The organism is Peptostreptococcus russellii, assembly GCF_900110295.1.
In the GTDB taxonomy this organism is placed as follows: domain Bacteria; phylum Bacillota; class Clostridia; order Peptostreptococcales; family Peptostreptococcaceae; genus Peptostreptococcus; species Peptostreptococcus russellii_A.
In genome coordinates this window covers 66644-87552 of sequence record NZ_FODF01000003.1, presented here as the reverse complement: position 1 = coordinate 87552, position 20909 = coordinate 66644, and the positions used below count along the sequence as shown (strand labels likewise).

The 20909-nt window shown below is 31.7% G+C and carries 16 protein-coding genes; 1 reads left to right on the top strand and 15 read right to left on the bottom strand.

Annotated features, from left to right (window positions below; translation table 11 throughout):
- Nucleotides 1-40: 40 nt before the first annotated feature.
- From BMY82_RS02930 to purE, 6 genes are all read right to left on the bottom strand, one after another.
- On the bottom strand, nt 41-3817 hold the full coding sequence (locus BMY82_RS02930) for a phosphoribosylformylglycinamidine synthase (RefSeq protein ID WP_091974499.1): 3777 nt from the start codon (nt 3815-3817) through the stop codon (nt 41-43).
- Nucleotides 3801-5069, bottom strand: coding sequence for a phosphoribosylamine--glycine ligase (purD, locus tag BMY82_RS02925; protein WP_091974497.1), 1269 nt, complete (start codon nt 5067-5069; stop codon nt 3801-3803). The genes BMY82_RS02930 and purD overlap by 17 nt, the downstream gene beginning before the upstream one ends.
- 363 nt (nt 5070-5432) lie before the next feature.
- Entirely contained in the window at nt 5433-6965 is a 1533-nt protein-coding gene (purH, locus tag BMY82_RS02920) for a bifunctional phosphoribosylaminoimidazolecarboxamide formyltransferase/IMP cyclohydrolase (protein WP_091974494.1), read from the bottom strand.
- A gap of 115 nt (nt 6966-7080) precedes the next feature.
- Nucleotides 7081-7674: a phosphoribosylglycinamide formyltransferase gene (gene purN / locus BMY82_RS02915; protein WP_091974492.1), complete on the bottom strand. Its 594-nt coding sequence runs from the start codon at nt 7672-7674 to the stop codon at nt 7081-7083.
- 150 nt (nt 7675-7824) lie between these two features.
- The gene (gene purM, locus BMY82_RS02910) at nt 7825-8901 is read right to left on the bottom strand and encodes a phosphoribosylformylglycinamidine cyclo-ligase (protein WP_091974657.1); all 1077 of its coding nucleotides are present in this window, start codon (nt 8899-8901) and stop codon (nt 7825-7827) included.
- Nucleotides 8902-9056: 155 nt separating this feature from the next.
- Nucleotides 9057-9530, bottom strand: coding sequence for a 5-(carboxyamino)imidazole ribonucleotide mutase (gene purE, locus BMY82_RS02905; RefSeq protein ID WP_091974490.1), 474 nt, complete (start codon nt 9528-9530; stop codon nt 9057-9059).
- Between the two features lie 366 nt (nt 9531-9896).
- Here purE and yaaA point away from each other — a divergent pair, with 366 nt between their 5' ends.
- Entirely contained in the window at nt 9897-10640 is a 744-nt protein-coding gene (gene yaaA, locus BMY82_RS02900) for a peroxide stress protein YaaA (protein ID WP_091974489.1), read from the top strand.
- 94 nt (nt 10641-10734) lie between these two features.
- On the opposite strand, the gene BMY82_RS02895 is transcribed toward yaaA, so the two are convergent.
- The 9 genes from BMY82_RS02895 to BMY82_RS02855 form a co-directional block, all read right to left on the bottom strand.
- Nucleotides 10735-12603, bottom strand: coding sequence for a cation:proton antiporter (locus tag BMY82_RS02895; RefSeq protein ID WP_091974487.1), 1869 nt, complete (start codon nt 12601-12603; stop codon nt 10735-10737).
- Between the two features lie 73 nt (nt 12604-12676).
- Nucleotides 12677-13687, bottom strand: a complete 1011-nt coding sequence (locus tag BMY82_RS02890) for an SH3 domain-containing protein (protein WP_091974485.1) — start codon at nt 13685-13687, stop codon at nt 12677-12679.
- 1 nt (nt 13688) lies between these two features.
- Nucleotides 13689-14741 carry an NADPH-dependent oxidoreductase gene (locus tag BMY82_RS02885; RefSeq protein ID WP_091974483.1) on the bottom strand — a complete coding sequence of 351 codons (1053 nt, stop codon included), beginning with the start codon at nt 14739-14741 and terminating at the stop codon, nt 13689-13691.
- A gap of 31 nt (nt 14742-14772) precedes the next feature.
- Nucleotides 14773-15870 carry a PIG-L family deacetylase gene (locus BMY82_RS02880; protein WP_242938897.1) on the bottom strand — a complete coding sequence of 366 codons (1098 nt, stop codon included), beginning with the start codon at nt 15868-15870 and terminating at the stop codon, nt 14773-14775.
- 158 nt (nt 15871-16028) lie between these two features.
- Nucleotides 16029-16517, bottom strand: coding sequence for a DUF1097 domain-containing protein (locus BMY82_RS02875; protein ID WP_091974481.1), 489 nt, complete (start codon nt 16515-16517; stop codon nt 16029-16031).
- Nucleotides 16518-16657: 140 nt separating this feature from the next.
- Complete coding sequence (hydF, locus tag BMY82_RS02870; RefSeq protein ID WP_091974479.1) at nt 16658-17845, bottom strand: [FeFe] hydrogenase H-cluster maturation GTPase HydF; 1188 nt, start codon at nt 17843-17845, stop codon at nt 16658-16660.
- A 20-nt stretch (nt 17846-17865) separates the two neighbouring features.
- Nucleotides 17866-19269 (bottom strand): [FeFe] hydrogenase H-cluster radical SAM maturase HydG, encoded by a 1404-nt coding sequence (gene hydG, locus BMY82_RS02865; RefSeq protein WP_091974477.1) that lies wholly within the window; start codon nt 19267-19269, stop codon nt 17866-17868.
- A gap of 113 nt (nt 19270-19382) precedes the next feature.
- Complete coding sequence (hydE, locus tag BMY82_RS02860) at nt 19383-20603, bottom strand: [FeFe] hydrogenase H-cluster radical SAM maturase HydE (protein ID WP_330386660.1); 1221 nt, start codon at nt 20601-20603, stop codon at nt 19383-19385.
- On the bottom strand, nt 20594-20857 hold the full coding sequence (locus tag BMY82_RS02855) for a TM1266 family iron-only hydrogenase system putative regulator (RefSeq protein ID WP_091974475.1): 264 nt from the start codon (nt 20855-20857) through the stop codon (nt 20594-20596). Before BMY82_RS02855 ends, hydE begins: the two co-directional genes overlap by 10 nt.
- Nucleotides 20858-20909 lie beyond the last annotated feature (52 nt).

Sequence of the window (20909 nt, the reverse complement as noted above, 5' to 3'; positions counted from 1 at the left end):
ACTTTTACTTTATATTTATGATTTTTAAACTTCAGCAATTTTACTTAAAGTATTTTACTCCTGATTCAAATAGTTTTTGATCTTTTTCTCCAACTACGTTTTTAATTACAAAATCTCCTCTTCTTTCTGAATGTCCCATCTTACCTAGTATTCTTCCATCTAAAGAAGTTATACCTTCTACTGCATAATATGAGCCATTTGGATTAAAGTCTGGATCATATGTAGCATTTCCTTCAAAGTCTACATACTGAGTAGCTACCTGACCATTTTCTATAAGTTTTTTCATTACTTCATCACTTGCTACAAACTTACCTTCTCCATGAGATATTGCTATTGTGTGTATATCTCCAACTTCTGTAGCTGCCATCCAAGGAGATTTGTTTGATGCTACTCTTGTATTTACCATCTTAGCCTGATGACGTCCTATATCATTATATGTAAGTGTAGGCATATCAGCTGAAGGTGTTTTTATTTCTCCATATGGTACTAGACCTAATTTTATTAAAGCCTGGAAACCATTACAAATACCTAGCATTAGACCATCTCTATTATTTAGAAGATTCATCACTGCCTCTTCAATCTTAGGATTTCTAAATACTGTTGCTATAAATTTAGCTGAACCATCTGGCTCATCTCCTGCAGAGAATCCTCCTGGAAGCATTATTATCTGACTCTTATTGATTTCTTCAACCATCATGTCAATTGATGCTTCTATATCCTTATAGCTCATATTTCTAAATATGCCTATCTTGGCTTCTGCTCCTGCTCTTTCAAAAGCTCTAGCTGAATCATACTCGCAGTTTGTTCCAGGGAAAGCTGGTATAAATACTCTAGGTTTTACTATACTTAGAGATGACTTTGCTGGCTTTTTATCGTTTATATAACTGATATTTTCTATTGGAGAAGTAATTTCTTTGCTAGCCTTTATAGGGAATATATTCTCTAGTGGCTCTAAAGATGCATTATATAACCTATCTAATTCTATTATATCTCCAAATACATCTATTACTGGCTTGTCTATTGTTTTACCTATTACTATGTAGTTTGAACCATCAAGTATGTCTAAATCACTTGAATCCATCTCTACTATTATACTTCCATAACTTTGCTTAAATAGCTGATCCTTATCTAAGAATAGTTCAGAAACTCCTTCATCAAAGCTCATTCCTATTTTATTACCAAATCCCATCTTTGCAATAGCTTCACCTATTCCACCATAACCTAGTGCATAAGCTGCCTTTATTTTTCCTTCAAGTATAGCCTTGTGTAAGACTCTAAAGTTATTTTTCATTATTTCAAAATCAGGGAAAGCATAGTCTTTTTCTGGTGTTTCTAAAAGTACTACTGCACTATTAGCTTCCTTGAATTCTTGAGATACTACCTTTTCTGCATCTGCTGTATTCACCGCAAAAGATACTAAAGTAGGAGGTACATCTATATCATTGAAAGTACCACTCATACTGTCCTTACCACCTATTGCAGGTATTTCAAATGATGACTGTGCATAATATGCTCCAAGAAGTGCTGAGAATGGTTTTGCCCACTTAGTAGAGTCCTCTCCCAACTTTTCAAAGTACTCCTGGAATGTAAGTCTTGCTGTTGAGTAATCTCCACCTAAAGCTACTAGTTTGGCAACTGATTCTGCTACTGCATTAAGTGCGCCGTGGAATGGAGACCACTTACCTATCTTAGGATTGTATCCAAATGTCATTATTGAAGAAGTATTTGTCTCTGCTCCTAATACCGGTATCTTAGCAACCATACCGTTTGCTGGTGTAGCCTGATACTTACCTCCTAGTGGAGCTATTATCGTATTTCCACCTATTGTGTTATCAAATTTTTCTGTAAGACCTCTTTGTGAACAAACATTTAAATCTTTCATTGCTTCTAGATACTTTTCTTCCAAAGTTTTAAAGTTCTTTGTTCTATCTAAAAGTTCTTCATATTTTGATTCTTCATCTATTTCTTCTACCTTAATACTTGCCTTTTGCTGATATCCGTTTGTATCAAGGAATTCTCTCTTTATATCTACTATTGCCTTTCCATTCCAGAATAATCTCATATATCCTGTATCAGTAACAGTTGCAACATGAGTAGCTTCAAGATTTTCTAAATTAGCTAATTCTATAAATCTATTCATATTTTCCTTATCTATAGCAACTGCCATTCTTTCCTGTGATTCTGAAATAGCAAGTTCTGTTCCGTCTAAACCATCATATTTCTTTGGAACTAAATCTAAGTTTATATCTAAACTATCAGCTATTTCTCCTATTGCAACTGAAACACCACCTGCACCAAAGTCATTACATCTTTTTATCATCTTTGCTGCTTCTGAGTTTCTAAAGAATCTCTGAATTTTTCTTTCATTAGGAGCATCTCCCTTTTGAACTTCTGCTGAACAAGTAGATATACTCTCTTCACTATGTTCCTTAGATGATCCAGTAGCACCACCACAACCATCTCTTCCTGTTTTACCACCAAGAAGTATTATTACATCGCCTGTTTCAGGTCTTTTTCTAATTACATTTTCCTTTGGGGCTGCAGCTATTACTGCTCCTACTTCCATTCTCTTAGCTACAAAATTTTCATCATATACTTCTGCCACTTGACCAGTTGCAAGTCCTATCTGGTTACCATAAGAGCTATATCCATTAGCAGCTTCAGTGGTAATCTTCTTTTGCATTAACTTGCCTGGAAGTGTATCTTCAAGAGATGTTCTTGGATCTGCAGATCCTGTTACTCTCATTGCCTGATATACATAGCTTCTTCCTGAAAGTGGATCTCTTATAGCTCCACCTAGACAAGTTGCTGCTCCACCAAAAGGTTCTATTTCAGTAGGGTGGTTGTGTGTTTCATTCTTAAACATTAGAAGATATTCTTCATTCTTGCCGTCAATTTCAACATCTATATTAATACTACAAGCGTTTATTTCTTCACTCTCATCTAAATCTTTAAGCTTTCCATCTTTTTTTAGTTTCTTCATAGCTAATGTAGCTATATCCATAAGACAGATGTCCTTTTTTCTATCCAAATATATTCTATCTTCAAGATACTTGTCATAAGTTTCCTGAATTGCATCTGTAAATCTACCTTCTGCAATTTCAACATCTTCTAACTTAGTCATAAATGTAGTATGTCTACAATGATCTGACCAATATGTATCTAGAACCTTGATTTCTGTAATAGTAGGGTCTCTTTTTTCATCATCTCTAAAATATGCCTGTATTAACTTTAAATCATCATTAGACATTGCTAATCCCTGTTCTTTTAAAAACTTCGCAAGCCCTTCTTCATCAAGTTCTCTAAATCCTTCTAATATTTCTACTGTTTCTGGTACTTCATACTCTACTTCAAGTGTTTCAGGTTTTTCTAGAGAAGCTTCTCTACTATCTACTGCATTTATAAGATAATTCTTTATTCTTGCAAAATCTTCATCTGAAATTTCATTTTCTATTATTATAAGTTTTGATGAATTTATCTTAGGTCTATTTCCTTCATTTACTACTTCTGCACACATAGAAGCCCAATCTGCTCTTTGGTCGTACTGTCCAGGAAGATATTCTATTGCAAACATTCTTTCTCCCTTTAGATTGGGTATTTCTTCATAATATACATTATCTAGATTGGGTTCTGAAAGTATTGTTTCCGAAACCTTTTTGTATATACTTTCGCTGATACCCTCTATATCGTATCTATTTATTACTCTTACTCTCCCTGTATCTATGTGAAGACTGTCAGCTATATCATTTTGCATAGCTACAGACTCTAAATCAAAACCTTCTTTTTTCTCAACAAAAACTCTATTTACCTTCTTCATATTTTCTTCCTATATCCTTTCTGTAGTGTACTTTATCAAATTTTATTCTATCTATATTTTCATATACTTTATTGGCAGCTGTTTCTAGGTCTTTGGCTCTTGCACATACTCCAAGAACTCGTCCACCATTTGTAACTATCTTCCCGTCAGATATTTTTGTTCCACTATGGAATACTACAATATCATCATCTAGTTTATCTAGTCCCGTAATTTCCTTGCCCTTTTCATAGCTTTCAGGGTATCCTCCTGATGCAAGTATTACACAAACTGCTGCGTCATCTGAATATTTTATTTCTACTTCAGATAGTCTATCTTCTGTTATCGCCATCATTATTTCAGAAAGGTCGCTGTCTAATCTCATAAGTATAGACTGAATTTCAGGATCTCCGAATCTACAATTATATTCTAAAACCTTCTCTCCCTCGTCAGTAATCATAAGTCCTACAAATAATATTCCTCTAAAATCAAGATTATCCTTTTTAAATCCTTCTAAAGATTTAAGTAAAACTTCATCATACACCCTCTTTGAAAGTTCGTCATTATATATTGTACTAGGTGAGAAAGTTCCCATTCCACCAGTATTAGGACCTGTTTCAAATTCAAATATCTTTTTATGATCTTTTGCACTTTCCATAGCTACAATAGTGTTTTTATCTACCAAAGCAAGTATAGATGTTTCAACACCAGAAAGAAATTCTTCAACTACTACAAGGCTACCTGCTTTTCCGAACTTTTTATCCTTCATTATAGTCTCTAAAGCATCTATTGCCTCTTCTTTATCCTTGGCTATAATTACTCCCTTTCCAGCTGCAAGACCATCTGCCTTTACAGCTACAGGATATCCAAAGCTATCTATCTCAGACTTAGCTTCCTCTAAATCTGTGTATTCCTTATATTTTGCAGTAGGTATATTATGTCTTACCATAAACTCCTTAGAAAAAAGTTTACTTCCTTCTAGCTGTGAACACTGCTTGTTTGGTCCAAATACTCTAAGACCTCTCTCATTAAATAAATCTGTAATTCCCATTACAAGCGGAAGTTCAGGACCTACTACAGTAAGATCAATTTCTTTTTCTTCTGCAAAATCAGCAAGTCTCTCTAATTCTGTTACAGGAATATCTACACATTCTGCAACTTCTGCTATTCCTGCATTTCCAGGTGCACAGTAGATTTTTTCAACATTTTTTTCCTGACTTAGTTTCCAGCATATAGCGTGTTCTCTACCACCGCCGCCTACTACTAAAATTTTCATATTGAATCCCCCAATTCTTAAATAATTGCAAATATTTTAAAGCCCCTAGGCTATTGTTTTCAAATTCAAAATTTCATGCAAAAGTTAAGAAAGATAATTTCCTTCTTAACTTTTGCTTTTATAATATTTAAGTTGTTACCATTTACAGTACCTATGCTTTAAAGCAGCATTTTACTTTATATATATTTTTACATTACTTATTTCATGTTTTTTGTTCAAATCTCTAATTTCTAAGCTAATTACACTATTAATTTTTAATCGTTTTTTTATTTTTCTTTTGTTTTTTATTTCCGTTCTATGTTTAGCTATTTCTCTTAATTTTATCTTTTAATATCCCTTTAATTCTTAATTATACTCTATATTTTAGTGTTTAAAGTGTCTTGCTCCTGTAAATACCATTGAAAGTCCTAATTCATCACAAGCCTTAATTGAATCTTCATCTCTTATTGATCCACCTGGTTGAACTATAGATTTTATTCCATATTCTGCTGCAAGTCTTACGCAGTCATCAAATGGGAAAAAGGCATCTGATGCAAGAACTGCACCTTCAAAGTTCTTCTCATCTTTATTATTTTCTATTGCATTACTCAAAGCCCATATTCTAGAAGTCTGACCACAACCCATTGCTAATGTTTGACCATCTTTTACTATTGCTATGGCATTTGATTTTAAGTTCTTCACAACCTTCATACCAAATTCCATATCTTTTAATTCTTCCTTTGTAGGAGCTTTCTTTGTTACTACTTCCTGCTTTTCATCTTTTATAAAATCTCTATCCTGTAAAAGAAGTTTGCCATCAAGATACTTCATATCGAATTTTTGCTTGCTATCTTCTATCTTTGCAAGCTTTAAAATTCTAAGATTTTTCTTTGACTTCAATATTTCAAGAGCTTCTTCATCAAAATCGTAAGCTACTATTATTTCAAAGAAAATTTTGTTTAGTATTTCTGCTGTAGCCTTATCTATCTTTGAAGTAATCCCTATTATTCCTCCAAATATTGAAACCTTATCTGACTCATAACACTTTGTATATGCTTCAAGAGAAGTCTTTCCTAGACCTACACCACAAGCATTTGCATGTTTGATAGCTACTGCACATACATCTTCATCGTCTTTAAATTCTCTCATAAATTCTAAACATCCGTATAGGTCATTGATATTATTGAAAGATAACTCTTTTCCATGAAGCTGTTCAAAGTTAAGTATAGGATTCTTGGCATTTGGTTGAGAGTATAAAAATCCTCTCTGATGTGCATTTTCACCATATCTTAATTCAGTATCCTTTTCAAATGTCAGATTAAGTATTTCAGGATACTTATCTTCTACAACTTCTGCAAAATATGAAGAGATTAAAGTATCGTATCTTGCTGTTACTGAAAATGCCTTATAAGCAAGCTTTCTTCTGTCTTCAACAGTTAGGCCGCCTTCTTCAAGCTTCTTTATTACCATATCATAGTCATTTATATCTACAACTACTGTTACATCTTTATAGTTTTTAGATGCAGATCTTATCATTGAAGGTCCACCTATATCTATATTTTCTACTATTTCATCATGTGATTTTCCACTTCTTACAGCACCTTCAAAATCATAAAGGCTTACAACTACCATATCAATAGGTCCGATATTGTGTTTTTCAACTGTATCAACGTGAGGCTGCAAATCTCTCTTATAAAGAATTCCTCCATGAACATATGGATTAAGTGTCTTTACTCTTCCATCCAAAATTTCTGGAAAATGTGTTACATCTTCAATAGAAATTACATTTACTCCATTCTCATCAAGCTTTTTAAATGTGTTTCCTGTAGAAATAATTTCATATCCTAATTCATTAAGTTTCTTTGCAAATTCTACTACACCTGTCTTATCAGTTACACTTATCAGCGCTCTTTTCATTACTTATAAACCCCTTTCAAATCTAAAAAGCAAAGTCTGTATAGACTAGTCTTGTTTTTAATAAGATCTAGCCAGACAAACTCTATATTATATTTTAATTATTCCTTAAATACTTTTATTCTTCTATAAATACTTTTCTTCCTTCTACTATAATTTTGTTGTCACAAAACTTAGAAACTACCATTGGAAGTATCCTATGTTCAACTTCTAAAACTCTCTTTTGAAGAATTTCTGCTGTATCATCAGGAAGTACTTTTACTGTTTCCTGTGAAATTATAGGACCTGTATCTGCATTTTCATCTACAAAATGCACTGTTGCTCCACTAACCTTCACACCATAGTCTACTGCAGACTGATGTACCTTTAATCCATAGTATCCCTTACCACAAAATGCTGGTATAAGAGAAGGATGTATATTAATTATTTTATTTTCAAATGCCCTAGTAAAATTAGAGCTTAATATCTTCAAAAATCCTGCCAATACAACAAGATCTATTTCTTCACTTTTTAGTCTATCAATTATCGATGCTTCATCATTGTCAAACACTGCACATATATTGTGTTTTCTAGCTCTTTCCAATCCATAGGCATCTTCCTTGTTAGATATAACTAATCTGATTTCTCCCTTTATTTTTCCAGCTTCTACAGCGTCTATTATTGACTGTAGATTAGTTCCACCACCTGAAATCAGAACCGCTATCTTTTTCATCAGCTTTCCTCCCCTAGTAAAAGTTTTACCTGCACAGTAAAAACTCTTTATATAAATACAATTGGACTTCATAGCCAAATTACATTGGTTGATATAATTTATTTTAAGGTTATATTTGGATGACTATGAAGTCCAGAATTAGTTAAAATCTTATATAAGCTCTACACCTTCGTGTTTTTCAGTTACTTCACCGATGATATATGCCTTATCTTCCATTAGTTCCTTGTATTTATCTTCTACAAAAGCTATATTCTTATTTTCTCTGTTGTTTACAAAATCTACAAGTTTGTTTACATCTTCCTTGTTAACTATCATCACAAGACCTACCCCCATGTTAAAGCTCTTGTGAAGTTCTCTTTTATCTATTGCATCAAAGCCTTCTATCATTTTGAAGATAGGAGCCTTTTCCCATGATTTTGTTTCTATATCAAGACCTAGTCCCTTAGGTATTACTCTTACAATATTTTCTATAAGACCACCACCTGTTATATGAGCTATTGCCTTTATATTGTTGTTCTTTATTGCATCAAGCGCAAGGTCAACATATATCTTAGTAGGAGTAAGAAGTGCATCTCCTAAACTCATATTCAACTCATCAACATACTTTGATAAGTCATATTTATACTCATCAAGGAATATTTTTCTTATAAATGAAAATCCGTTACTATGAATACCACTTGAAGATATACCTACAAGTACATCACCAGATTTTACATCTGCTCCTGAAACAACTTTTTTCTTATCTGCTATACCTATAGAAAATCCTGCTAGATCGTAATCATCTTCTCCATACATTCCCGGCATCTCTGCAGTTTCCCCACCTATAAGAGCACAACTACTCATCTTACAACCGTCAGCTATACCACTTACTATTTTTTCTATATGTTCAGGAACAAGCTTTCCAAGTGCTATATAGTCTAAGAAAAATAAAGGCTTTGCTCCCTGACAAATTAAATCATTTACACACATTGCTACTAGGTCTATACCTACTGTATTATGTTTATCCATCATCTGAGCTATCTTTAATTTTGTACCTACGCCATCTGTAGATGCTAGAAGTATAGGTTCTTCCATTCCCATAAAGTCCTTTATAGAGTAAGAACCACTGAAGTTTCCAAGGTCACCAACAACATTTGAATCGTATGTTTCCTTTATCTTCCCCTTTATTAAATCTACTGCTCTATTACCCTCGTCAATATTTACACCTGAATTCTTATAAGTTAACATCGCCATCTCCCATTCTCCTATATTAATAAGTTTCTTTATATTTTTAAATAACCAATGAGAATTTTATTTCAAATTGGAAATATTCTATTTTAATATTTGTTTCCATCTATTTTTATATTTATTATTGTTTTCTATATAACTCTTATCAATTAATCTTACTGTATTGAAGCATCATCTGCTAAAACTTTTCTTGCCATTTCATTTCTATACTCTGAAAGCTTATATTTCACTTCATCATCCTTTATAGCTGCTATTTGTAAAGCCATCAAAGCCGCATTAGTTCCAGAATCTATTGTAACAGTTGCAACTGGTATTCCACTTGGCATCTGAACCATTGAAAGAAGTGAATCAAGACCATCCATTGTAGAAGACTTAATCGGAAGCCCTACTACTGGTATAAGAGTCTGAGCTGCTATTACACCTGGAAGGTGTGCTGCCTTACCTGCTGCCGCTATTATTACATCTGTATCATCCTTTATTTCGTTTAGAAATTGAGTTAAAGCTACTGGAGTTCTATGTGCAGATAAAATTCTCACAACTACTTCTACACCAAAACTTTTCATTAATTCTATTCCACTTTCTAATTTAGGTAAATCTGACTTTGATCCCATAACTACCGCAATTTTCATAACTTAACATTCTCCTTTTAAATACCATTTTTCCCGAACAATACGCTTTAAAAAACACTATATTGCTCTTTGAAAGTAAATTTTACAAATTTTGTATAATTTTTTCGCCAATAATAGATTATTCTATAGTTTTTACAATATGTTGTATAATTTTTCACCTTTAAATATTCTATTAAATACGAACTTTATACTAAAATCATAACTTAATATACAGTTTTTTTCAATAGTTTTTTGAAAAATAATCAAAATAATCGTATTTTTTACGAACTTTATGCCTTTTATATGATGTTATCATTCGATAAGTTTGAAATTCCTTCTAATCTGGTATACTTATTATTAGATAATTTTTATAGAAAGGATTTTTATATGATAATATTGATTTCCCCTGCTAAGGGTTTTAATGACGATATAGAAATTAAAGCAGACTCTATTCCTGCTCTAATAGACAAATCTGAGAAAATAATTGATAAACTAAAAAACTTCAGTCAAGAAGATATAAAAAAGGCTATGAAGGTAAATGATAAAATAGCTAAACTAAACTTTGAACGTTTTGCTAATTTTAAATTCGATAAAGAGGGTACTCCTGCACTTCTAGCCTATAATGGTATACAGTATAAAAATATAGGACTGGATAGCTTTACAGAAGATAATTTTAATTTTGCTCAAAAACACATTAGAATTCTTTCTGCTTTATATGGAGTTTTAAAAACAAATGACTCTATATATCCATATAGACTAGACTTTTTGTCAAAGATTTCAGTTGAAAATACAAAAAATCTATATGACTTTTGGGCCTCTGATATTTATGACAACTTATCCAAAGAATCTGATGATATAATTATAAATCTAGCTTCTGACGAGTACTCCAAAGCCATTAGAAAGTATTTAAATAATGAAAAGTATATTTCATGTGTTTTTAAAGTAGATAAAAACTCTAAATTAAAAGTTGAATCTACAGCCTCTAAAATGGCTCGTGGAAAGATGCTAGCCTATATAGTAAAAAACAAAATACAAGACCCAGAGCTTCTAAAAAACTTTTCAGAAGATAATTATGTATTTAGAGAAGATCTTTCTTCAGCAAATGAGTTTATATTTGTTTGTAAGAAATAAAATAAAGGTCCCTAGAAAGTTTTCTAGGGACTTTTAAATATACCTATCCTAAATCTATCTCTTTTGAAATAAAATTTAAATTCATTTATCAAAACTATAATTGTGATAAAACTTTAAATGCCGCTTCATCACCAGTTATATCCTGATCTTTTCCTTCATCGTGAATTTCATCAGGAGCTAGAGACACTATATAATCTCCTACTGAAACTTTTGGATGCTTTATTGTTGTAAAGAATTCTATATCTCCTAACTTTGTCATTACAAAAAGATTTACTCTTCTATAATCCATATTTTCATAATAATCTTCTTCAGTAAAATCTTCTGTTATTTGTATTTTATTAAAACTGTAACCTTCATTTATCAGACCTATAAGTTTAAGATATGTTGCTCTATAATCTCCTAATCTTGGAACATCTATATGATTTAGTTCTTTAAAATTATCTTTTAACTTATCTCCTAGTACATTTACTAGACATATATTTGCTCTTCCCATTTTTGTTGAAAATTGTTTTGATACTAATACATTATATAAAGGTATCGGTGTATTAAGAAGCATCTTCTTGTATATTACCAAGTCAAGATTATAGTTTGCGACTTCGTATAATATTTCACCCTGATGATATTCAATACCTCTTTCAATGGCATGATTAAGGTATCTGTCATTGTATTCTACAGTTAATGTAGGTATATTTTCATCTTTTAAAAATTCAGCCAAGGCAACAGAAAATGTATTTGCTCCCACTATTAAAAGCCCTGGTTTTCCATCATGTGCAAGACCTAATTTTTTGGCAAGTGGTTGTATTGAAAATCCATGTGCTATAACTGTTACTATTACCAATGCAAAGGTAAGTGCAAGAAGCATTTCAGCGTCTTGATACCCCTCTTCAACAAGCAAAGTTGAAAAATAACCTGTCACAGTAAGGGCAACTATTCCTCTTGGAGCAATCCAGCCTACCAAAGCCCTTTCCTTATTGCTAATATCTGTTCCTATAGTCGATATCCATATTGACAAAGGTCTTACTATAAATAGCATTGCCAAAACAAAAAGTATAATTCCTGGCTGGAATATATTTAGTAAAACATCTCTTGATAGCGATGCCGTAAGCATAATAAATACTGATGATGTAAGAATTATAGATATATTCTCATTAAAATGAAGTATATCATCTAGAGTAGGTATCTTCATATTTGCCATTACAACACCCATTACAGTAACTGCAAGAAGTCCTGTTTCATGTGAGAATAATTCGCTTAAAGTAAATGCCACTATTACCAAACAAAGTACCATAGCTGCCTTTAAATATTCAGGGAAATAGTCTTCTCTAAGAGCTTTTCCTGTAAGAAGTCCTATTAAAAATCCTATTATTACAGCTACTATTATTCCTATACCAAACTGTATCAAGTTATGTACATTGGCTGATGAAGGTGATGTAAAAACTCCCGCAAGCTCAAATGAAAATACAGCTAGTATAGCTCCCAGTGGATCTACTAATATCCCTTCCCATTTTAAAATTGATGAAACCTTTTTATCTAGTTTTGCCTGTCTTAATAATGGAAGAATTACAGTAGGTCCTGTTACGATTAGTATTGCCCCTATTACAAGAGATGTTGTTAAAGAAAGTCCTGCAAAGAAATATGCACTTAAACTTCCTAATATCCAAGCAATAAAAGCTCCTATTGTTACTATTCTCTTAATTGTAAGTCTTGTATCTTTGATTTCTTCAAAATTAAGAGATAAACTTCCTTCAAATAGTATCAATGCAACAGATAGCGATATGATGGATTTGTACATCCCATCACCTATTAGTTCTGCTGGAACTATTAAATTTAATATGGGACCTACTATTAGCCCACATGCACTCATAATTACTATAGCTGGCTTTGATATTTTCCATGCAACCCACTGGGATAAAACTCCCAGTAGGACTATCATCGCTACAGCAAAGGTCGTAGAAAAATTCATAATTATGCCTCCTTTTTATTATACAAAACTGCAAAATTCTTCTACAGTTTCAGCGATAATCTATTAATATTTTTTAATTTCCACTTATTATATTGAAAGATATCCAACCTGTTTTCTGCGTCTTATTTTCTGAGTAAATTACCTTACACCATATATTGTTAGAAGCTTCAACATAAGTATCTTCTATATATATTTTTTCACCCTTATGTACTAAACCAGAAACATTGGCATCTCTATTAGGTTTTTCTCTTACATTAGCATTTTCAACTGTAATATACTGTTGTGTACCTACTATAGCCCTTGATTTTTCAAGCATTTTTTTACTTGCTTTTGTGCTTAATTTTTCTATTTCTTTCTTATCTTCAATAAAGCCTTTCTTGGACTTCTCTAAATCTGATTTATCATTTTTTACTACTTGATTTCTAAAGTCTATTCCACTTATGTTATCAGGTAATAAATTTACAAACTTATTAATTTCAGAAACACATTTGTCTAGGTTGCCAGAGTCATAATAGCCCTTTATTTCATCTAGCCAAGCCTTTGATGCAATACTAATTTGAGAATTAATCTTATCTGCTACTTTATCATCATTAGTTGATATTGTAAGTAAAATCTCTATTACACCTTCATAATCCTTTAACTTCATATTATTTTCTGCTTCTTTAAAAAGTTCCTTATTCTCTACGTTTTTGGAAACAAATCTATAGTTTTGTATATACTCAGCATCTTCAGTTTCTTCATATAGTTTTTTATATATTTCTGCCGCCTTGTCATACTCTTCTTTTTTTATATATTCTTGAGCTTCATACTCCATGTTTGTTATTCTCGACATTTTCCTAACTGTAAAAAAACTTACTGCTGAAATCAGAACTAAAATTATTACTGTTACTATTATTAAAATCTTTTTTCTTTTTTTCTTTTCACTTATTTTATATTCTTCATATGCCTTAAATTCTTCAGTATAGTCTTCCTCTTCTTTAAGCCTTTCTTGAATCTTATCAAGCATAATTTTTTGTGTATCTTCACTTAAATCTTTGCTATCAAAAACTTTAGGCTTATCTAGGTTATTATCATTCCACCTCATTTTATTCCTCGTCAATTCTCGATTCTATCATATAAATAAGTGAATCTGCTGGCATCTCTCCCATATCTGCAAGGTCTGTCATAGTCATTTCATTGAGTCTACCCGACATACTCATTGCCGCTATTTTATTGAACTTAGGGTTTATAGATAAAAGATATGACTTTACAAAAGGATACATATCAAATAATTCCTGAAGATTTGTATCTAGTTTCAACCCTGATTTACTTTCCTCAAACTCCTTCTTCTCTATCTTTTCAGGAGTTTTTTTGAACATAGTTCTTATTTCACTTTCAGGTATATATTCAAGTTCAAGATTAAATCCTTGCTTTCTCATAACAGTAATTATATGGCTCTTTTTATCATTTGCTGCAGTAAGAATATTTACTACCTGCTTTGTAAACTCATCAAGATACTTACTTGGATTTCTCATATCATAATACTTTTTCATCTCTTCATCATATTCTTTCAAGGCATCAAGGTAATTCTCCTCTTTTTTGTATTCATTTTCAAATACTTTAAATTTAGAATCCATTCTTGGCTTTAAAAGTGGTTCTTGATCAGGATAACCTATTCCAAGACCTAAAACAGGAAAAGTATATTCTGGTAAATTCAATACTTCTATAATTCCTGCAAGGTCGTTTGAAATACTTCCAAAAAATACTCCACCTAATCCATATGATTCCGCTGCAACTAAAACATTTTGTGCCGCTAGACAAGCATCTGTAAATCCTTGGAAAAATCTATCTGCATCATTTCTTGTGTCAAGATAACAATCTTGCTCTGCTGCTATTGAAGAATTTCTGTAAAGATCTGCAATAAAAACCCAAAATTCAGGAGCATCTTTTACATATTCCTGATTACATATACTTGCTATTTTGGTTCTTTTTTCCTTATCAGTAACTCTTATAATGCTAAATGACTGCATGCCCATACTTGTAGATGTATGATTTGCAACCTCAATTAAATTGTCTACTATTTCCTTTTCTACTGCTTTATCCTTGTAAGCTCTTATACTTCTATGTCCTAATAATCTTTCCACTGTTTCATTTCTCATATTATTATTCTCCTTCCGATTTAAAAATCTTCTATCCTTTTATTTTATTATTTTGTATTATTATAAATGATCTTTCCTCTTTATTGTATACTAATTTATCAAAACTCATATAGTCTGTTTTATACCCAATTCCTGCCCTATACATAGCAGGATTTATATATTTGTATGCTCTACATGCATTTCTGATTCTATCGTAATCTTCCTTATTGTAAACTGAATATACATTTAGATTATTCAATGAAGCATCTACATATTCTAGTAGAAATGGTTTTATATAAAATCTCAAGTCTTTTATATCTCCATTTACCCATAATTTATACAGAGTTTCTCCATTTGCCCTATGCATAAAATGATCATCATACTTATACGAATGTGTTATATGTGTTACACTCTTATATTTACTTTCCATTTTCAAAGCAAATTCTCTTTCAAGATTAAAATCTGTCTTCCAATCATCCCTTTGCTTATACAGAAAAAATATATTTTTTCTTGGTATCCCAAGATGTTTGCAAGAATCCAAAAATTCTCTATTTCTATATTCTGCCTTCTCTTTTAGAGTCATACCCTTAAACTCTTCCTCTTTAAACACCTTATGTCCTGTTCCAGAAGATACCAATGCTATAAATACATGGTCTGCTCCTCTTGTTCTTACAGCATATCTTATAGCGCTTCCCGCCCACAAAACTTCATCATCCTGATGTTGAGGATAAAATATAACATATTTATTAAATGGTACATTTACTACATTTCTGTTTATTCCATCTGGTGTCTCATCTATGTTATCGACCGTCATTCCTGTAGGTGGCATGGGATCTATTACTTTTGGCATTCTATATTTAGCATCACCGATGTCCCCCAAAGTATAATATGGATATTTATGATTTTTAGTTTTTTCCTTTTTATTCTTTGTTATTTTTTCAAACTTTTTTACCTTTATATCTTCTTTATCTTTTTCATCATTTACTACTACACCATTTTTTATTGCACTTTTATCTTCCAAAGGTTTCTGTATACTTGCATACTCATCGTGCCTATTTGATTTAAAATGTGAATAGCTTGCTATTCCAAGTATAATAACTAAGGAAAAACCTATATAAAGCAACCTTTTAGCACGTCTACTTCTTTTCATCTTTTCTCCTCTTAAAAATCTCTAAAAATCTTTTAAAAGATTTTCTTAAATTTATTCTGTTTTATTCTTATATACATAATAAGTCTATAAGAAAAAAAGTATGGTTACTATACATAACCATACTATAATTATAGCATATTCCTATTATTTTATTACTCTTATTCTTTACCAAATTTTTTGAAAAACCACTGCCCGCTTGTATCACAACATAGGGCTAATATAGCTCCACATAGGAAAGATATTATTACTTTTGGAAGATCTCCTCCCAAAACATTTAGCCCCATTGACGCAGCTCCAAATGTAGAAAAGCATCCAATAAAAGCTCCTGGTATAAACCAAAGTTGCTTAGCCTTTGCCTGCCAACACATTGTTGCAGATATAATTCCTGTCATTAATGCAGCAAATACTATTGATCCTGGTATAAATCCTGATACAAACATCGCAAAAAGTGCAGATATCATTCCAGACATAGTTGAAAAAATTGCTGTTTTTACACCTTCAAGACCATGCTTTCCACATGCAAAATAGGCTGTGCATCCTGCAAAACCTATCCATGTAACAAGTCCTAGAGAAGGTAATGAAGATATTAGACCCCAGATACCACAAAAAATACCAGTACCAAGACCTAAAGCAAATAACATACTCATAAGTGCCTCCTAGATAAATTAAATTCATTCCGTATATTATAACATATATTAAAAGATATTTGCTATAAAAAAAGCAGTATGTTCAATTTTATTGACATACTGCTTTAGAAATCATTATACTATTGTATACTATACTTCAATTAATATACAGCTCTTTCAAATACTCCCTTTAAATATGCCAGTACTACTCCATAATTTGTAATAGGAATATTCTTCTTTCTTGCCTTATATACTCTATTCATCATATTATTTCTGCTCATCATACATCCACCACACTGGATTATTAAGGCAAAATCATTTAGGTTTTCAGGCAAAGTCTTTCCATATGAAAATACAAATTCAAGTTTTTTTCCTGTTTTCTTTTTTATCAGATTTGGTATTACCACCTGACCTATATCCTCATGTGAAACTGTATGAGTACAAGACTCAGCTATAAGTATTTTTTCTCCGTCTTTCAATTCATTTAGTTTTCTTGCTCCATTTAAAAACTCATCTATGTCTCCTTTTTGTCTTGCAAAAAGTATAGAAAAGCTTGTAATTTTTATGTCCTTTGGAACTATCTTTCCTACTTTCTCAAATACTTTTGAGTCTGTAATTACAAGGTCTATTTTTTTTATTTCTGATATAGTTTCTTCTAGTTCTTCGTCTCTGCATACAACTATTTTTATACCATTGTCTAGACATGCTCTTATTAACTGTACTTGAGGAAGTATCAATCTTCCTTTTGGCGCTTCTGTATCAATAGGTACTACTAATAAAGCAGTCTCTCCCGCTTCAAGCATTCCCTCTAAAAGATCTTTTTCTTCTTCTGTGTTTTTTAGCTTTTCTATTATTTTAGATAAGATTCTTTCATATGAAGCCTCACTTTTATCAGATATAAACTCGACGTCTTCAAAACTATCTTTTAATCTATTTAATGTTTCTTTATCTTTTAGATCGCATTTATTTATTGCAAATATTATCTGCTTATCTGAGTATTTTTTCTTAAAAGCTTCAATAATATTTTTTGTTTCAGAAATGTCTTTTATTTCTAAAATATTTATAAGATATATTATCAAATCAGCTTCTTTTAATTCTTCTTGACTCTTTTTTACTCTTTGAGCACCCAATACTCCTATATCATCAATTCCAGCTGTATCTACAATTTTTACTGGACCAAATCCTATAATTTCTGATGCCTTCCAAACAGGATCTGTTGTAGTTCCCGCTACATCGGATACAATAGATCTTTCATGTCCTATTAATTTATTAAAAAGAGTGGACTTTCCAGCATTTCTATTACCTGCAAGAACTATACTTTTTCTATTTGCCATAGGTGTCTTATTCATTTTCTATACATCCTTTTTGACTATATATACAGGTCTCTTTCGCCATTTTTAAGTTTGTCTATATTAGCAAGAATGAATTTTTTTATATCACCCCTATCTATTGTAGAAGCCTGTTCTCTTACAAACTTCTCTGCCTTTTTAAGAAATCTTTCATCTCCATAATCTATTGCATATTCCATCAATGTAGTTAAGGCATTTGGCTTACACATATAGTGAATCTTTTCAGATTTCGCTATATTCATAAACTTTTCACCTGTTCTTCCTGTTCTATAACAGGCTGTACAATAACTTGGAATATAATTATGATCTATTAAATCTTCTATTACTTCTATAGGTGTTCTTTCGTCGGCTTTTTCAAACTGATCTACATTCTTTCCATTCATAGCTTCTTCATATCCACCTACACCTGTACATGAACCAGCACTTACCTGAGATATTCCATATTCAAGAAGTTCTTTTCTCATCTCTTCATCTTCTCTAGTTGAAAGAATCATTCCAGTATAAGGAACTGCCAATCTTATAATTGCAACTATCTTCTTAAACATATCATCATCTACAAGATGTGGGAAGTTTTCAAGTGTTACTCCTTCTGCTGGTCTTAACCTAGGAACTGATATTGTATGGAAACCTACTCCAAACTTCTTTTCAAGATGTTGATTATGCATCATCAAACTCAAAACTTCAAACTTAGGATCTGCAAGTCCAAACAAAACTCCAGCTCCTACATCATCTATTCCACCTTCCATAGCTCTGTCAAAGGCAGTAGTATGATAATCATAATTTCCCTTCAAGCAGTTCGGATGCATTTTCTTATACACTTCTTCATCATATGATTCTTGGAAAAGTATATATGTTCCTATTTGAGCTTCTTTTAACTTCTTGTAGTTTTCCACAGTTGTAGCTGCTATATTTACATTTATTCTTCTTATAGCTCCGTTTTTTTCATATGTATCATATATTGTCTTTATTGATTCAAGAACATATTCTATTGGACAGTTAACAGGGTCTTCACCTGCTTCAAGAGCCAATCTTTTATGTCCCATTTTTTCAAGTATTTCTACTTCTTTTCTTATTTCATCCATTGTAAGTCTTCTTCTTACAAATTTATTTTTACATTTATATCCACAGTATACACAGTTATTTACACAATAATCGCTTATATATAATGGAGCAAAAAGTACTATTCTATTTCCATAGACATCTTTCTTTACTTGACCTGCTATTTCAAATAACTTCTTTACCTGCTCTTTATCTTCAATTTCCAAAAGAGCTGCTACTTCAGAGTGTTCAAGCCCCTTTTTATTTTTAGCCTTTTCTAGAATTCTGTCTATTTCCTCTTTTGTAGTTTCTTTTGCACCTTCAATTAAAGATAGAACATACTCTCTGTCTATCTTCATATTTTCATCGAATCTTTTTCTTGTCATTGTTTTTCCACCTTTCAAATCAGATAATTTCTTTTTTGTCAGACATATTTAGACTAGCATGTATTTTTTAGTATTTTTCTAATCTTTAGCTTTATATGTATATATACTTACTTTTAAATAGAAGAATCAAGCATCTTACTATCGCCCCTAGCCATATCACATTTATAGCCATACTTTTCAATTTCATCAACTATAAGTTTTAGGGCTTGTGCAGACTCACTTCCACTACTTTTTTTATTATTGTAAAGCGAGTAATCTTTTCTATGATTTTCAGGCGATAAATTAGGCATAATTACATTGCATCCTACATCTAATCCCGCCTTTCTTCCATCTTTTGATATTGTTCCAAGAGCTGTTGTAGCCGGAAGCAATACTTTAGGAAGCAACATTCTTACAAGAGAAAGCATCAATATAGTAGTTTCTAAATCTCCACTTTTATAATCTTTCATACTTGTGTCTTCATGTGTAATATATGGTCCTATCCCCACCATTTCAGCTTGTAAGTTTTTTATAAACCTTAAATCTCCTACATAATCTTTTGTCGTGTACCAAGGAAGTCCAACCATAAATCCTGCTCCAGTTTGATAACCCAGCTTTTTCAGATTAAGTAAACAGTTTTTTCTAGTTTCAAATTTTGATTTTGGATGTAGCCATCTATAAAGTTCCTCATTTACAGTTTCATGTCTAAGCAAAAATCTATCTACTCCTGCCTCTCTCAAAACCTTATAACTTTCATAACTTCTCTCTCCTATTGAAAGAGTTACTGCACATCCCTTATATTTCTTTTTTATAGATTTAACTATATCTACCATTACTTCATCTTTAAAATATGAATCTTCACCACCTTGAAGAACAAAAGTGCTATATCCTAATTTTCTTCCATTTTCACAACACTCCAATATTTCTTCCTTGGTCAACCTATATCTAACTGCTTTTTTATTATAGGCATTAATCCCACAATACCTACACTCTCTTTTACAATAATTCGTAAACTCTATAAGACCTCTAAGATAAACTTTCTTTCCGTAATACTTGTCTCTTAAAGATTTTGATTTCTCAAAAAGAAGTTTTTTTCCCTTATTGTCTATATTATCTATAAGCCAAATAAGGTCCTTATCACTTAGATCATGCTCCTTATAAAGAGTCTCTATTATTATCTTTTGTATATGCTCTTTACCTTTTTTGATAATTTCTTCATCATCAGAAATAGAATATCTTTCTTCTTGAAAATCTTGAGACATATATACATTGTTTGAACTGCCTTTTTTTCTTTCCCATTCACTGGCTGCCACAACATAGCTATTTATTCTGTTTTTTCCATTTTCTATGGACATGGCATCTCCTTTTTGGAAATAGCCGTCTTAACAGTAACATGCTCTATTGTTCCAAGCCTTCCTGTAAGTCCATTTATTTCATTAAGTGTGGCAATTACAGTAATACTTACTACAGACATTCCTTCATCTTCAAATGGTATGCCCATTCTGCCTTTTACAATACCCTTATACTCCGATATAGTATTATTAAACTCACTCTGACATAAGGCTGGATTTTCCAGAATGGCACTTATTACAGCTACTCTTTTCGTCATAACTATCTCCCTTCCAAATATATTTTGCCTTTCTATATATACTTTTACAGCT

Coding starts and splice junctions, on each gene's coding strand:
- BMY82_RS02930 (WP_091974499.1), bottom strand. CDS start 3,817: ATGAAGAAGGTAAATAGAGTTTTTGTTGAGAAAAAAGAAGGTTTTGAT.
- purD (WP_091974497.1), bottom strand. CDS start 5,069: ATGAAAATTTTAGTAGTAGGCGGCGGTGGTAGAGAACACGCTATATGC.
- purH (WP_091974494.1), bottom strand. CDS start 6,965: ATGAAAAGAGCGCTGATAAGTGTAACTGATAAGACAGGTGTAGTAGAA.
- purN (WP_091974492.1), bottom strand. CDS start 7,674: ATGAAAAAGATAGCGGTTCTGATTTCAGGTGGTGGAACTAATCTACAG.
- purM (WP_091974657.1), bottom strand. CDS start 8,901: ATGTTAACTTATAAGAATTCAGGTGTAAATATTGACGAGGGTAATAGA.
- purE (WP_091974490.1), bottom strand. CDS start 9,530: ATGAAAATTGCGGTAGTTATGGGATCAAAGTCAGATTTACCTAAATTA.
- yaaA (WP_091974489.1), top strand. CDS start 9,897: ATGATAATATTGATTTCCCCTGCTAAGGGTTTTAATGACGATATAGAA.
- BMY82_RS02895 (WP_091974487.1), bottom strand. CDS start 12,603: ATGAATTTTTCTACGACCTTTGCTGTAGCGATGATAGTCCTACTGGGA.
- BMY82_RS02890 (WP_091974485.1), bottom strand. CDS start 13,687: ATGAGGTGGAATGATAATAACCTAGATAAGCCTAAAGTTTTTGATAGC.
- BMY82_RS02885 (WP_091974483.1), bottom strand. CDS start 14,741: ATGAGAAATGAAACAGTGGAAAGATTATTAGGACATAGAAGTATAAGA.
- BMY82_RS02880 (WP_242938897.1), bottom strand. CDS start 15,870: ATGAAAAGAAGTAGACGTGCTAAAAGGTTGCTTTATATAGGTTTTTCC.
- BMY82_RS02875 (WP_091974481.1), bottom strand. CDS start 16,517: ATGAGTATGTTATTTGCTTTAGGTCTTGGTACTGGTATTTTTTGTGGT.
- hydF (WP_091974479.1), bottom strand. CDS start 17,845: ATGAATAAGACACCTATGGCAAATAGAAAAAGTATAGTTCTTGCAGGT.
- hydG (WP_091974477.1), bottom strand. CDS start 19,269: ATGACAAGAAAAAGATTCGATGAAAATATGAAGATAGACAGAGAGTAT.
- hydE (WP_330386660.1), bottom strand. CDS start 20,603: ATGTCCATAGAAAATGGAAAAAACAGAATAAATAGCTATGTTGTGGCA.
- BMY82_RS02855 (WP_091974475.1), bottom strand. CDS start 20,857: ATGACGAAAAGAGTAGCTGTAATAAGTGCCATTCTGGAAAATCCAGCC.